This window comes from Rhodopila sp. (assembly GCF_965276935.1).
Lineage (GTDB): Bacteria > Pseudomonadota > Alphaproteobacteria > Acetobacterales > Acetobacteraceae > Rhodopila.
Genome location: NZ_CBDIBS010000003.1, coordinates 1543527 through 1557367, shown reverse-complemented (window position 1 = coordinate 1557367; position 13841 = coordinate 1543527). Strand labels below are relative to the sequence as shown.

The 13841-nt window shown below is 64.7% G+C and carries 14 protein-coding genes; 10 read left to right on the top strand and 4 right to left on the bottom strand.

Translation table 11 applies throughout. The features are described from left to right. Positions 1 to 88 precede the first annotated feature (88 nt). The gene (locus tag ACQY4S_RS15125) at positions 89 to 379 is read left to right on the top strand and encodes a glutathione S-transferase N-terminal domain-containing protein (RefSeq protein WP_428486017.1); all 291 of its coding nucleotides are present in this window, start codon (positions 89 to 91) and stop codon (positions 377 to 379) included. On the opposite strand, the gene ACQY4S_RS15120 is transcribed toward ACQY4S_RS15125, so the two are convergent. After that, positions 299 to 1411, bottom strand: coding sequence for an IS630 family transposase (locus ACQY4S_RS15120; protein ID WP_428483393.1), 1113 nt, complete (start codon positions 1409 to 1411; stop codon positions 299 to 301). The genes ACQY4S_RS15125 and ACQY4S_RS15120 overlap by 81 nt on opposite strands. Before the next feature lie 138 nt (positions 1412 to 1549). Between ACQY4S_RS15120 and tnpA the strand changes: the two genes are divergently transcribed. The 5 genes from tnpA to ACQY4S_RS15095 all read left to right on the top strand — a co-directional run bounded on the left by tnpA (position 1550) and on the right by ACQY4S_RS15095 (position 4777). Beyond that, a complete protein-coding gene (gene tnpA, locus ACQY4S_RS15115; RefSeq protein WP_428483619.1) occupies positions 1550 to 2038 on the top strand; it encodes an IS66-like element accessory protein TnpA in 489 nt (162 codons plus the stop codon). Further along, positions 2035 to 2382 carry an IS66 family insertion sequence element accessory protein TnpB gene (gene tnpB, locus ACQY4S_RS15110; RefSeq protein WP_428483620.1) on the top strand — a complete coding sequence of 116 codons (348 nt, stop codon included), beginning with the start codon at positions 2035 to 2037 and terminating at the stop codon, positions 2380 to 2382. The genes tnpA and tnpB overlap by 4 nt, the downstream gene beginning before the upstream one ends. 61 nt (positions 2383 to 2443) lie before the next feature. After that, positions 2444 to 4018 carry an IS66 family transposase gene (gene tnpC, locus ACQY4S_RS15105; RefSeq protein ID WP_428483866.1) on the top strand — a complete coding sequence of 525 codons (1575 nt, stop codon included), beginning with the start codon at positions 2444 to 2446 and terminating at the stop codon, positions 4016 to 4018. Continuing rightward, on the top strand, positions 3912 to 4313 hold the full coding sequence (locus ACQY4S_RS15100) for a LexA family protein (protein WP_428486016.1): 402 nt from the start codon (positions 3912 to 3914) through the stop codon (positions 4311 to 4313). The genes tnpC and ACQY4S_RS15100 overlap by 107 nt, the downstream gene beginning before the upstream one ends. Positions 4314 to 4345: 32 nt before the next feature. Beyond that, positions 4346 to 4777: a glutathione binding-like protein gene (locus ACQY4S_RS15095; RefSeq protein WP_428486015.1), complete on the top strand. Its 432-nt coding sequence runs from the start codon at positions 4346 to 4348 to the stop codon at positions 4775 to 4777. Positions 4778 to 4871: 94 nt separating this feature from the next. Here ACQY4S_RS15095 and ACQY4S_RS15090 read toward each other — a convergent pair whose 3' ends face one another. The 3 genes from ACQY4S_RS15090 to ACQY4S_RS15080 all read right to left on the bottom strand — a co-directional run bounded on the left by ACQY4S_RS15090 (position 4872) and on the right by ACQY4S_RS15080 (position 10135). Then, complete coding sequence (locus tag ACQY4S_RS15090) at positions 4872 to 6533, bottom strand: hydantoinase B/oxoprolinase family protein (RefSeq protein WP_428486014.1); 1662 nt, start codon at positions 6531 to 6533, stop codon at positions 4872 to 4874. Beyond that, positions 6530 to 8599 (bottom strand): hydantoinase/oxoprolinase family protein, encoded by a 2070-nt coding sequence (locus ACQY4S_RS15085; RefSeq protein ID WP_428486013.1) that lies wholly within the window; start codon positions 8597 to 8599, stop codon positions 6530 to 6532. Before ACQY4S_RS15085 ends, ACQY4S_RS15090 begins: the two co-directional genes overlap by 4 nt. A 93-nt stretch (positions 8600 to 8692) precedes the next feature. Next, positions 8693 to 10135, bottom strand: a complete 1443-nt coding sequence (locus ACQY4S_RS15080; RefSeq protein WP_428486012.1) for an MFS transporter — start codon at positions 10133 to 10135, stop codon at positions 8693 to 8695. Positions 10136 to 10194: 59 nt separating this feature from the next. Between ACQY4S_RS15080 and ACQY4S_RS15075 the strand changes: the two genes are divergently transcribed. The 4 genes from ACQY4S_RS15075 (at position 10195) to ACQY4S_RS15060 (ending at position 13765) form a co-directional block, all read left to right on the top strand. After that, positions 10195 to 10395, top strand: a complete 201-nt coding sequence (locus tag ACQY4S_RS15075; protein WP_428486011.1) for a hypothetical protein — start codon at positions 10195 to 10197, stop codon at positions 10393 to 10395. Then, positions 10395 to 11858 (top strand): amidase, encoded by a 1464-nt coding sequence (locus ACQY4S_RS15070; protein WP_428486010.1) that lies wholly within the window; start codon positions 10395 to 10397, stop codon positions 11856 to 11858. The genes ACQY4S_RS15075 and ACQY4S_RS15070 overlap by 1 nt, the downstream gene beginning before the upstream one ends. Next, the gene (locus ACQY4S_RS15065) at positions 11855 to 12853 is read left to right on the top strand and encodes an asparaginase (RefSeq protein ID WP_428486009.1); all 999 of its coding nucleotides are present in this window, start codon (positions 11855 to 11857) and stop codon (positions 12851 to 12853) included. Before ACQY4S_RS15070 ends, ACQY4S_RS15065 begins: the two co-directional genes overlap by 4 nt. A gap of 186 nt (positions 12854 to 13039) precedes the next feature. After that, complete coding sequence (locus tag ACQY4S_RS15060) at positions 13040 to 13765, top strand: glycoside hydrolase family 19 protein (protein ID WP_428486008.1); 726 nt, start codon at positions 13040 to 13042, stop codon at positions 13763 to 13765. Positions 13766 to 13841 lie beyond the last annotated feature (76 nt).

Sequence of the window (13841 nt, the reverse complement as noted above, 5' to 3'; positions counted from 1 at the left end):
TGTTCGTCTTTACTTAACCCCCCTACTGGCGGGGTAGCAGCGAAACCGGAAATTCGATTGGATGAGGCATTGCGGCTGAGGTTGGGTAATGCTGAAAGTCTGGGGGCGCCTAAATTCGTTCAACGTTCAGAAAGTCATGTGGCTGGTGGATGAGCTGAAACTCGCACACCAGCACATCCCCGCCGGAGGCGACCTTGGCGGCCTCGACGCGCCAGACTTCCTAACGATGAACCCGCATGGGCGCGTGCCCGTCATTAAGGATGGCGATCTAGTAACTCTGCACAGTGATTTTGAACGGTTAAGTGGTGTCGGGATAGGCGCGAGCCAGCTTGTCTCTCGCCTTCTGCGTCGTGAACTTCCATTGGATCCGTGCGCCTGACGCGTTGCGTTGGCTTTGCCATGCTTTGATTTCGGTGTTGAGAACGTCGCGCTCACCGATCCGGCGATCCAGGCACTGGCCGCGCAGCACGCCGATCTCAATCTCCACCATGTTCAGCCAACTGGCATGTTTGGGTGTGTAATGAAATTCCAGGCGCTGAAGAATACGGTGCGCTTCGGGTGCCGGGAAGGTCTCATATAGCGCCCCGGCGGTGTGGGTTGAAAGATTGTCCAGCACAACCCGGATCTGGTCGGCATCTGGATAGTGGGTATTGGCCAGATCACGCATGCAGACGGCGAAATCCTGCGCGGTTCGCTGGTCTGTCACCTTTACATGACGCCAGGGTCTGTGTGCGTCGAGAAACACGAACAGATTGGCGGTGCCGTTACGGCGGTATTCGCAATCATAGCGCTCCGGCTGACCCGGTTCGGCCGGGATCGGCTCACGTACCTCGCCGATCAACTGGGTCGGACTTTCGTCAAAGCACACCACCGGGCGCTTCGCATCAGCCGTCTCGGCGTAGAGATCGAGCACATCCTCCATCCGCGCGACATAGGCGCCATCAATTTGTGGAATGCACCACATCTCCCGCCGCCACGGCTTTAGATCGTCTTCTGCAAGGCGCCGGCGCACGGTCTCGCGCGACAGATCCTCATGCTCGGTCAGCCTCACCATCTCGCCGGCCAACAGATCGAGCGTCCAGCGCTTGCGCCCCACCGGCGGGGTGGTGCAGGCCGTTGCCACCAGCAGCGCGGTCTCCTTGCCGGACAGCTTGCGCGAAGTCCCTGGGCGGACCTCCTCGCTGAGCGCCAGATCCAGGTTGCCCTCGACGAAGCGTCGCTTGGTGCGGTAGACCGTCGAGGTGCCAACCGAGACGCTGTTGGCGATCACGTCGTCGCTGACACCAGCATCGGCGGCCAGCAGGATCTGAGCCCGCTTGATCTTGCGTGCTGCGTGTTTGCCGCCGTTCAGCAGCGTCGTGAGGTGTGCGCGCTCCGCCTCGCTCAGATCGACCCGATACCGTATGGTCATCGCCGTTCCTTTCCCTTCAAGGACAACGATGAGTCGAGCTGTCGATGCGCTGCGACCGCAATTTACCCCCAGACAGGGCGTAAGCGTCGCGTTCGGCCCACCTGGCGCTGACGGCTGAAAATGTGATGGGTTTGTCTCATGGAGACGAACGCGAACCCAGCCGCGATGCCTGCGGCGCCAAAGAGCGCTCATACGAGCAGTCATAAGAGCGCTCGCACGCCGCCGGTCGAGTTGATTACCCGCGGTGAGCGGCGCCGACGCTGGACGGTTGAGCAGAAGCAGACGATCGCGGCGCAGAGCCTGGCGCCTGGTGCGTCACCGACCGAGGTGGCGCGTCAGCACGGCATCGGCACCGGTCAACTTTATAGCTGGCGACAGGCCTTGCTGGCGGCGCAGCCGAGTGTCGCGGCGCCGATGCTTGGACGCTTTGCCCGGGTTGAAGTGGCGGCTGGCAGGACAATGCCGCACGTCGAAGGCAGCATGATCCCGGCGCCGACGCCACCCCCTACATCGGCCCAACCGGCCGGTCTGATCGAGATCGTTCTGCCGAACGGCACGACGTTGCGTGTGGACGCGCAAGTCGATCCCCGTGCCTTGCGACGCGTGCTGTCGGCGCTGCGCGGATGATCAGCTTGCCATTGGGTGCGCGGGTGTGGCTGGCCTGCGGGCACACCGATATGCGCAAAGGGATGGATGGCTTGGCGATGCTGGCCCAGCAGGTGCTGGCGGAGGACCCGTTCAGCGGCGCCTTGTTCGCCTTCCGCGGCAAGCGCGGTAGTCTGGTCAAGCTGCTTTGGTATGATGGTCAGGGCCTGTGCCTGTTCAGCAAACGGCTGGAGAAGGGCCACTTCGTGTGGCCGGTGACGACCACTGGGCGGGTGTCGCTGACGGCTGCACAGGTGTCGATGCTGCTGGAAGGGATTGACTGGCGGATGCCGCAGCGGGTGCGCCGCCCGGAACTGGCAGGCTGAGCGCGGCGGCTCACGCAGGATTCATTGGCGCCGCTTTGCGCCGATACTCCAGCCTCCGAGCGTGTTCACCGCTCCCACCGCTCTACCCGGCGATCCGGCGACGTTGCAGCTGATCCTGCGCGCCGCGCTGGCCGAGATCGAGCGGCTGCAACTGCTAATCGCCGGCCTGCAACGCAATCGGTTTGGCCGCCGGTCCGAGCAGTTGGACGACGAGACATTGCAGCATGGACTGGAAGACCTGGAGCAATCCCTGGCCGAGCAGGCAGCCGGGTTGGAAGCGGCGATACCGCCGCCAGCGGTGGCGGCGTCGGATGCCGAACCAGTGGCGCGTCCGATAAAGCCGCCGCAGCGCAACCGCGGCGCGTTGCCGGCACATCTGCCGCGGGTTGAGGTCGTTATCGATGTCGAAGACAAGGCGTGTCCCTGCTGCGGCGGCACGCTGCATCCGATCGGTGAGGATCGGGCGGAGATGCTGGATTACGTTCCTGCCCAATTGCGGGTGCGGGTGATCCGCCGTCCGCGCTATGGCTGCCGGGCCTGCGAGCAAGCCGTCGTGCAGGCGCCCGCCCCGGAGCGGCCGATCGATGGTGGCATGGCCACCGAGGCGCTGCTGGCGCATGTGCTGGTCAACAAATATGCCGATCATCTGCCGCTGTATCGCCAGTCGCAGATCTTCGCCCGTCAGGGTGTGACGCTGGATCGTTCGACGTTATGCAACTGGGTGGGCCGGGCCTGCTGGTGGCTGGCCCCGCTGCACGAACTGATGCTGAGCACGGTACTGTCGTCGCCCAAAGTGTTTGCCGATGATACCACTTTGCCGGTGCTCGACCCCGGCCGGGGACGCACCAAGACCGGACGGTTATGGTGCTATGCCGTCGACAATCGCTCCTGGCAGGGGCCGGGCCATTCCGCCGCGGCTTACGTCTACAGCGAAGACCGCAAGGCGGATCATCCGGCGGTGCATCTAAAGGGATTCCGCGGTCTGCTCCAGGTCGATGGCTATGCCGGGTTCGGCCGTCTAGTCGCCGCGACCGCGGACGGCGCAACCCAACTGGCTTTCTGTTGGGCTCATACACGCCGAAAGTTTTACGACATCCATATCGCTACCAAATCACCGCTCGCCGAAGAGGCACTGCGGCAGATTGCGGCTCTTTATGCGATCGAGGCCAACATTCGCGGCCAGTCCGCCGACGAACGCCGCCAGGCACGGCAACAGCACAGCCGCCCGCTTGTTGCGGCCATGTACATCTGGCTGAACGAGCAACTTGGCCGCATATCGGGTCGCTCCGCCCTGGCACAGGCGATCCGTTATGCGCTCAACCATTGGGGCGGGTTAATTCTGTTCCTCGACGACGGCCGCATCGAGTTGGATACCAACACGGTCGAGCGCGCCATGCGTCCGGTTGCCCTCGGACGCAAGAATGCGTTGTTCGCCGGAGCCGATAGCGGTGGGCGGCATTGGGCCATCGTCGCCACGTTGATCCAGACGGCGAAGCTGAATGACGTCGATCCCATGGCGTGGTTGACCGATGTGCTCGAACGCATCGTGTCAGGCCGCACCAAGCAGAACCAACTACGCAGCCTGCTGCCGTGGATTTGGAAGAATCCTGATCCAGTTGGTGTCAACACGGGATAGCATCAAAACACCAGTGGAGTTGGCACGACGCTTACGACAGGGCCAGTTTTTGGCGTATATCGACGCTTATACTCTGGTGAACGGGCGCCCGCCGGCGGAGGCGGACATGATGCGGTTCTTCCGCCTCACGCCTCCAAGCGTCCATCAGATGGTGCTCACCCTCGAGCAGGCCGGGCTGATCTCACGCAAACCAGGCTTCGCACGGAGCATCGTCGTCCTGCTTGAGCGTTCCGCTTTGCCTGAACTACTTCCAGGACACGCTCAACCGGTCAAAACCTCTGTGCAAAGGTACTAGTGGTATGGGAGAGCCACGCCATCCTGAGATACTTGGCCGCCTGCTATGGCCAAGGTCAGTTCTGGAACGATGATCCTGCCAAACGTTCTCAGGCCGACCGCTGGATGGATTGGTCTCAGACGAGCTTGCAGCCTGACTTTCTCATGGGCGTGTTCTGGGGCTTCTATCGCACGCCCGAGCACCTGCGGGACCGGGCCGCCGTCGCAGCCAAAGTCGCGGCCTGCGCTGCGCATATGCGCGTGTTGGATCCCATGCTCGCGGACCAGCCCTACCTCGACGGTGAGGAGCTGACTTTGGCTGACATCCCAGCAGGTACCGCGCTGTATCGCTATTTCGGCCTGGAAATAGAGCGGCCGAGCGTGCCGCACGTGGAGGCCTGGTATCGCCGCCTGCAAGCGCGCTCGGCTTACCGCAAGCAGGTCATGGTTCCGTTCGGCGATCTCAAAGGAAAGCTGGACTACTAAAAGCGATTTTACGAAGGCCAACGAGTGGCAGGCGGCGGCCGTCTTCTTGAACCGCCAAGACGAAGGTGTGCAAAAATGGCGCGGCGATCTGGAGCTAGCCAACGCCATACTCCCGCTTCGCCGCCGCCGCTGACAGATATCCCAGCCGCACGTCGCGTTGCACCGCCACCGGATCGCGCTCCGCCGCCGGCCCCATGCCGCCGCCACCGGGCATCTCGATCACCAGTCGCTCCCCTGCGGGCACGACTTGCAAGCCTTTCGGCTTCAGCGCCGTACCGGACTTCAGCGACAGCGCCCCGCACTGGCCGGCGCCGCCGCCGATGCGACCGCGAGCCGGAAATTTCACCCGCTCGAAGCCGGCGAAGATACCGAAAGCCGCGTCTTCCCGCGAGCTGATCTCCATCACCTGACCCAGCCCGCCGCGATATTGCCCGGCACCCCCGGAGTCCTGCCGCAGTTCCTTGCGCCAGATTACCAGCGGGGTGATCGCCTCCGTCGCCTCCACCGGCACGTTTCGGACGCCTGATGGAAAGGGGGTCGCCGACAGGCCATCCTGCCGAGGACGCGCGCCGGCCCCGCCGGAATGAAAACTCATGACCATGAACTGGGTGCCGGATTTTTCGCCGATGCCGGTCAACCCATGGCCGGCGACCATCTTCAGGCTCCAGAGGTTGGACGTCCCCTCGGCCGGCACGCGTCCTGGGATCGCCTGTTCCAGCGCGCCATAGACCACGTCCGGCATCATGTGGCCAATCGACGACCGGGCATATACCGCCGCCGGATAGGTCGCGCTGACGATCGTGCCGGGTGGAGCGGTCACCTTCACCGCGTCCAGCGTCCCCGCGTTGTTCGGAATCGTTGGCGCGACCACGCAGTTGATGCCGAACGTCGTGTAGGCTTCCGTATAGCACAGCGGGCAGTTGATGGCGTAGCTCGACATGCCGGAAGTGCCGGTGAAATCCACATGGATCGTGTCCGACGCGATGGTAACGGCCGCGACCAGATCGAGCGGCGCCTCATACCCATCCACGCGCATGACATTGGTCCAGGTGCCTTGCGGCAGCTTGCCGATGGCTTCGGTCATGGCGCGCCGGCTGCGGGTGATGATCTCTTCCCCCAGCATCTCAAGGTCGAGCAGCCGGAATTCTTGCATCATCGACACCAGCCGGCGGCTGCCGATCTCGTTGCAGGCGATCAGCGCATAGACATCGCCGATCACCTGCACGGGTTCACGCACGTTAGCCCTGATCATCGCCAGCAGGTCCTCGTTCATCGTTCCGGCGGTGGCTAGCCGCAGCAGCGGAATGAACAATCCCTCGTGCCAGATCTGCCGGCCCTCGGGCGTCTGGCCGACGCCGCCCATGTCCACCAGATGCGAGGTGCAGGCGAACAGCGCGACAAGCCGTCCGTCCATGAACGTCGGTGACACGACGACCAGATCGTACAGATGTCCAGTGCCCTTCCATGGATCATTGGTGATGTAGACGTCGCCTTCCTTCATCCGGTCGATCGGGAAGGCCTCGATGAAGTAGCCGACCGAGCGGGCCATGGTATTGATATGCCCCGGCGTCCCGGTGACAGCCTGCGCCAGCATTCGCCCGCGCAGATCGAACACGCCCGCGGATATGTCGCCAGCCTCCCGCGCCGAGGTGCTGAACGCGGTGCGGACCAGCGTTTGCCCCTGCTCCTCCACCACCGAAAGCAGGCGATTCCACATGATCTGGACGTCAATTTCGAAAATATTGCGTCCGCTCATGCCATCTTTTCCTCAATAATGATCTCGCCGCCATACCCAACCCGTGCCGCGAATCCGCTCGGCACGATGGTGGTGGTGCCGGATTCCACAATGGCCGCGGGTCCGAGCAAGGTGGCGCCGGACCGTAGTGCGGTTCGGGCGAAGATCGCCGCGTCGACGGTCTCGCCAGTCGCGGCTTCCACCATGCGGCCTGTGTCGATCACGACGGCCGCGGCCGCCGGGGCGGCGACCTGGTCGGGGCGCGGCAATACATGCGGCTCGGACAGCCCGAGTGTCCACGTCACCGCCTCGATCTCCAGCCGTGGAATGATCCGCCCGAACAACTGCGTGTAGGTCGTCTCGAACGCCTGCCGCAGCGTGTCCGGTTGCAACGCGGCGTTATCCAGCGGAACCGCGATTTCATGCCCCTGGCCGCGATAGCGCATGAAAGCGGTGCGGGTTTCGGCGAGTTCACCGGTCGGCACACCCAGTCGCACCACGGGTTCGGCCTCGGCCCGCATATCAGCAAACAGTGCATCGATCAGCGCCTGGTCCAGTCCATCGAGCCGCACCAGAAATGTCCGCGCGACCTCATAGGCAATCGGTGCGTCCAGAAAGCCATGCGCCGATCCGACACCGGCATCAACCGGGATCACCACGCGTCCGATCCCAAGCTTCTGCGCCAGGCGGACCGCATGCAGCGGCGCCGCGCCGCCGAATGCGATCAAGGTGCGTCCGGCGGTATCCTTGCCGTTTTCCACCGCATGGACGCGCGCGGCACTCGCCATGTTCTCGTCGACGATCTCGACAATGCCACGCGCGGCTTCGTCCGTCGTCATGGCCAGCTTCAGTCCCACATCCGTCAGCACGGCGTCATGCGCCAATGCCGGATGCAGAGCGATCTTGCCGCCGGCGAACCGGCTGGGATCGATGCGACCCAGCACCACGTCGGCATCGGTGACGGTGGCGGCCGTGCCGCCGCGGCCATAGCAGGCCGGTCCGGGATCGGAGCCGGCGCTGTCCGGTCCTACGGCGATCCGGCGCAATGGGTCGACCCGCCCGATCGAACCGCCGCCGGCGCCGATCTCCACCATGTCGATCACCGGAACGCGCACCGGGATACCACTGCCTTTGGCGAAACGATACGCCCGAGCGACTTCGAAATGGCGCGACTGCTGCGGCATGAAATCGTCGATCAGGGTGATCTTCGCGGTCGTGCCGCCCATGTCGAAAGACAGTGCCCGGTCATAGCCGCCCAACGCGGCGACCCGGCGGGCCAGGATCACCCCGCCGGCCGGGCCACTTTCCACCAGGCGGACCGGGAAGCGCGTCGCCGTTTCCACCGTGCAGATGCCGCCCGACGACATCATCAGCAGCAGCGGACAGGTCACGCCAATCCCGGCCAGTCCTTCCCGCATGCGGCCCAGGTAGCGGCTCATCAGCGGCAGGACATAGGCGTTGGCGACAGTGGTGGAGGTCCGCTCGTATTCGCGGATTTCCCGGCAGACGTCCGAGGATAGGGTGATCGCCAGTTCCGGCATCGCCGCGGCGATCAGGTCGCGGGCGCGCTGCTCGTGCGCGGGGTTGATGTACGAATGCAGGAAACTGATCGCCAGCGCCTCGATCCGCTGCGCCCGCAGCACGTCCGCCAGCCGTCGCAGCGCGGCCTCGTCCAGCGGCAGCAGCACGGAACCGTCGGCGGCCAGGCGCTCGGGCACTTCAAGCCGAAGGTCGCGCTCGACCAACGGTGCGGGCCGTTCCATGTACAGGTCGTATTGCTCGAAACGATGTTCGTAGGCGATTTCCAGTGAGTCGCGGAAGCCGGCCGTGGTGATCAGGGCGGTCCGCGCGCCCTTCCGCTCGATCAGCGCGTTGGTGGCGAGTGTGGTGCCATGGATCACCAGATCCAGCGCGGACCCGTCGATGTCCGCCTCCGCCAGGATCGCCCGGGTGCCCACGATCACCGCCTCGTCGGGCGCGTCATGCGTGGTCAGCAGTTTTGTCGAAAGCGTCCGGTCGGGCAGGGACAGCACAAGGTCGGTGAAGGTGCCGCCGATATCGACGGCGAGGCGGGTCCGGCCAATCATCAGGCGGTCATCAGGTAGGTGGTCATCCGGTGGGCGGGCCTTTTTGTTCGGCGCCAGGGTAGTCCGCCCCTCCCGCCGGGGGAAGCCGGTTAGTCACCGTCCGACGGCGGACAGGGGTGGGGCGATGTCCTCCAGCGACCGCCGCTCGGCGTTGGCCGTCAGGAAGCCCGATACCACCGCCGCACCCACCATAAGCAGGCCACCCAGCAGATAACCATAGAAGATCGACATGCGGGAACCGGTACTGATCAGCGCCCCGAACAAGGCCGGTCCGGCGACGCCGCCGACGCCGGTGCCAAAAGCGTAGAACAGCGCGATGGCGATCGCCCGAACCTCCAGCGGGAAGCTCTCGCCGACGGTCAGGTAGGCGGAACTCGCGGCGGCGGAGGCAAAGAAAAAGATGATCGTCCACGCCATCGTCTGCTGCTGGGCATCCAGCCATCCCAGCGTGAACAGCCAGCCGGTCAACACCATCAGCACGCCGGACAGGCCATAGGTCGCGGTGATCATGATCCGCCGGCCGAGTGTATCGAACAGCCGTCCGAGAACCAGCGGGCCCAGGAAGTTGCCCAGCGCGAAGGGCAGCATGAACAGGCCCACGTCGCCCGACGTGACGTGATAGAAGCGGGTGAGGATCAGCGCGTAGGTAAAGAACACCGCATTGTAGCAGAACGCCTGCGCCGCCATCAGCGTAATCCCCAGCCAGGTCTGTCGCTGATAGGTCGTGACCAAGGCTTTCGCCCCGGCGCCGAACCAGGAATGCACGTCTGTGCGCAGTTTCAGGAAGCCTGGCGGCACCGGCGGCAGCGGTCTGCCTGTCTCGCGCTCCACCCGTTGCTCGATTTCGGCGACCACCCTTTCGGCTTCCACCGGATGACCGTGGGTCATCAGCCAGCGTGGGCTTTCCGGCAGGAACCGACGCAGCAGCAGCACGAAGATGCCGAGGACGCCACCGATCACGAACGCGGCGCGCCAGCCGATCTCCGGCGGCATGATGGAAGGGTCGAGCACGACATAGGCGCCCATCGCGCCGATCGCCGCGCCGAGCCAGAAGCTGCCGTTCACCACCAGGTCGGTGAAGCCGCGCCGACGGGCCGGGATCATCTCCTGGATTGTGGCGTTCACCGCCGCGTACTCGCCGCCGATGCCGGCGCCGGTGATCATCCGGAAGATCGCGAACGACCAGAAGTTCCATGACAGCCCGCAGGCGATGGTGGCGACCAGGTAGACCAGCACCGTTATGCTGAACAGCTTCTTGCGCCCCAGCCGATCCGTCAGCCAGCCGAAGAACAAGGCGCCCGCGACCGCCCCCACAAGGTAGGCGCTGGCCGCCGCGCCGACCTCGCTGGGCGTCAGATGCAGTGTCGGGCTGTCCGACAGCGCGCCCGCCAGCGAGCCGACGATGGTGACCTCCAGCCCATCGAGGATCCAGGCAATGCCCAACGCGCCGATGACCAGCCAGTGGAAGCCGCTCCATGGCAGCCGGTCCATCCGGTTGGGAATATTGGTTTCAAACGTGTTGTCCGCAGCCGGCATTGCCCGTCCTTGATTTCTGTTGCCTACTGGACCTGCCGCCAAGCCGGAGACCCCGACACATGGATGCTTTCGAGACATTGGTAGAAACAACAATCACGCGCTGGCATGGGATTACGGCGCCTAATCCTCCAGCGCAACGGCTGGCCGCCGAACTGGCCGAGACCATCGCGGCCTTCGAGGCATTGCGTGGCACGCTGGTCTTCGAAGATGAGCCATCCAGCTTCGAGGCGGCGTTGCAAGCCACCAAGGAAGCTGTCTGATGCTCGAGCTCGCGAACCTCTCCCTGATTCAGGCCGCCGATGCGGTGCGCACCGGTCAGGCGACGTCGCTTGAGCTGCTGCACGCCTGCTGGGCCAACCTGGATGCCGTCAATCCGCGGGTCAATGCGGTGATCTGGCAGGAGCGGGAGGCAGCGGAGGCCGCCGCCCGTGCCGCTGACGCGGCGGTGCGGAACAAGGCAACTCTGGGCCCGCTGCATGGCGTGCCGATGGCGCACAAGGACATGTATTATCAGGCTGGCAGGCTGAGCACCTGCGGGTCGGCGCTGCGCGAGGGCTTTCGCCCCAACGTGACGGCCACGGTCATCGAACGCCTGGCGGCGGCCGGCGCCTACACGTTCGCCGGTCTGAACATGGCCGAGTTCGCGCAGAACCCGACTGGCCACAACAAGACCTTTGGCGATTGCCACAATCCCTGGAACCTGCCGCATGTCACCGGCGGTTCGTCCTCCGGCTCGGGTGCCTCGGTCGCGGCCCGTTTCAATTACATGGCGTTGGGTTCGGATACCGGCGGGTCGATCCGGCTGCCCGCCTCGGCCTGCGGCGTGACCGGGCTGAAGCCGACGCAGACCCGGGTGTCGCGGTTTGGCGTGATGCCGTTGTCGTTCTCGCACGACAACGTCGGTCCGTTGGCGCGCACCGCGCGCGACTGCGCCCGGGTGCTGTCGGTGATCGCCGGGCATGATCCCAAGGACCCGACCAGCGCGCGGGAGCCGGTGGCGCAATATGAATCGGCCATGACTAGCGATCTGCGCGGCGTGCGCATCGGCGTGCCGACCAATGTCTTCCTCGATGGCGCGGATGATCCGGTCGTCGCGGCGATGGAAGCCGCCCTGTTGGTGCTGACCGAGCGCGGCGCCACCGTCAGCCGGTTCGACCTGCCGTTGATGGATGCGGTCGCCGCCTATGGCGGGATCGTCTCGCGGGTGGAGGCGGCGGCGATCCATGCCGAGTGGATGCGATCCGATCCGCAAGCCTACGGCGCCCATATCAGCGCGCGCATGTATCCCGGCTATGCCATCCCGGCACCTTACTATGTGGAAGCGCTCAGTCGCCGCGGCCCTATCCTGAAGGCATTCGCCCGAGAAGTGTTCGCCCAGATCGATGTGCTGGTCACGCCCACCATCCGCACCTGCCTGCCGACCTTGGCGGAAACCGACATCGACCGCGGGCCACCTGGAACCGAGCACCGCTTCATGGCCTTGTCGGCGAACACACGGCCGTTCAACTACCTTGGCCTGCCAGCCATCAGCGTGCCGTGCGGCTTCGATCCAAACGGCTGCCCGATCGGCTTGCAGATCGCCGGGCGTCCATTCGGCGAGGCGCGCATCCTGAACGTCGCCGGCGCCTATCAACAGGACACTGAATGGCATTGGGCGCGTCCAGCGATGCTGCAAAGCACGCTGCCGGCTGAAGCCGCCGCGCGGGCAGGCAGCGCCATATGAACAAACCGAAGGTCGCCTTCATCGGCACCGGCGGGACGATCGCATCGCTCGGCCGCGGCCCGCTGGACCTGCAGGACTACGCCTCCCTCGGCAACATGATGCACGCGGAGGACGTTCTGGCCCGCTGGCCGGAAACTGCCCTGGTGGCTGATGTGCTTCCAATCCGCTACCGCGCCATTCCAAGTCCGGCAATCGGCTTTCCCGATTGGAAAGCACTGTCCGAGCTATGTACGCAGCTTGTCCAGGACCATCCGGACCTCGCCGGCATCGTCATCGGCCATGGCACCGCGACCTTGGAGGAAACCGCCTATTTTCTGAACCTGACGGTGAAGGTTTCGCTGCCCGTGGTGATTGTCGGCTCGCAGCGGCCATCCAGTGCGTTGTCCAGCGACGCCGGCATGAACCTGGTCAACGCCATCCGAGTGGCCGCCAGCCCGGCCTCACGCGGCCTGGGTGTGCTGGTGGTGCTGAACGATGAGATCCACGCGGCGCGGGAGGTGACCAAGACCTCCACCCTGCGGGTGCAGACCTTCCGCACGCCGGATTTCGGGGTGCTGGGTCATGCCGATGGTGACGCGGTCGAATACTACCGGCAGCCGATCCGACGGCGCGCGCCGGACACCGAGTTCGACATCGCCGGACTAAATGCCCTGCCGCGGGTTGATATCTCCTACTCCTATGCTGGCGGCGACGGCACCGCCACGCGCGCCTTCATGGCCGCCGGCGCCGCCGGCATCATCGCTGCCGGCTTCGCACCCGGCATGTCCGCGCCAGACGATTTCGAGGCGCTGGCCGAGGCCGCGCGCCAGGGTGTCGTCGTGGTGCAATGCACCCGCGCCGGATCAGGCCGCACGTTTCGCGGAACCCGGCTGCGCGAAGCCGGGTTCCTGATCGCCGACAATCTCAACCCGCAAAAGGCACGCCTGCTGCTGTCGCTGGCGCTGACAATCACTCGCGATCCGGAGGCAATGCTGCGGATTTTCCGCACCTATTGATGCGGCCGTAGATCAAGATCGACCGTTGATCGGGCGGCAACGCCTGTCGATGACGAAATGACTTGACATTTACAGCGTTTTGTGACTTTATTCCCAGGCTATCTGGCTTGATTTTCTAGCCGCGCCTTATTCCATTTACAAAGAAACGGCTTTGCACTGTTCCATATTTTCTCCGCGGGTATCGGCATGCCGAACAACCTGACGGAAGCGGCGACTGTCCCTGGTTTGTCCTCCACTGCCGCGGCGCCCGCTAAGCTCCTGCCGCGAGAGGCGCCTCCCTTTGGCCTGCAGCGGGGACTGGTAGCCGTCGCGCCGAATCTGACGGCGGCCGAGCAAGCCGCGTGGATCGACGCGATGACCGGACCGCTGCTCAAGACAGCAGTCACCACGCCCCGGCGCGTCGCCGCCTTCCTTGGTCAGTGCGCCATGGAGAGTGGCGGCTTTCGCGATCTGGAAGAAGACCTGTCCTACAGCGCCGGCCGGCTGTGCCAGGTCTGGCCCGACCGGTTTCCAACGCTCGGCGCGGCGGAGTCCTGTGCGTTCCAGCCCGAGATCCTGGCCAATCGGGTCTACGCCGGCCGGATGGGCAATGGCGAAGTCGCGTCAGGCGACGGCTGGCGGTTTCGTGGGCGCGGCCTGATCCAGTTATCCGGACGAACCAACTACGAACGATTCGCGGCAGCCATGAACCTGGGCCTCGACGACGCGACGCAACAGGCTGCCACTCTGGTTGGCGCGGCTGAAAGCGCGGCCTGGTTCTGGTCTGTCAACCACTTGAACAAGCTCGCCGACTGCTGGTCAACCAATCTTGTCACCAAAACGATTAATGGCGGCATGACTGGTGCGGCGGAGCGCAGCCGGCTGTGCAACGCCGCCCTGCACGCTATCGGCCGCCCTGCCATTGGCGACTGAACCGCCGTTGTTCCGCTGGCTGCCGCCATGCCAGTTCGGCGACATCGCATTTCATCCGCGGCTAAATGACTGTTTC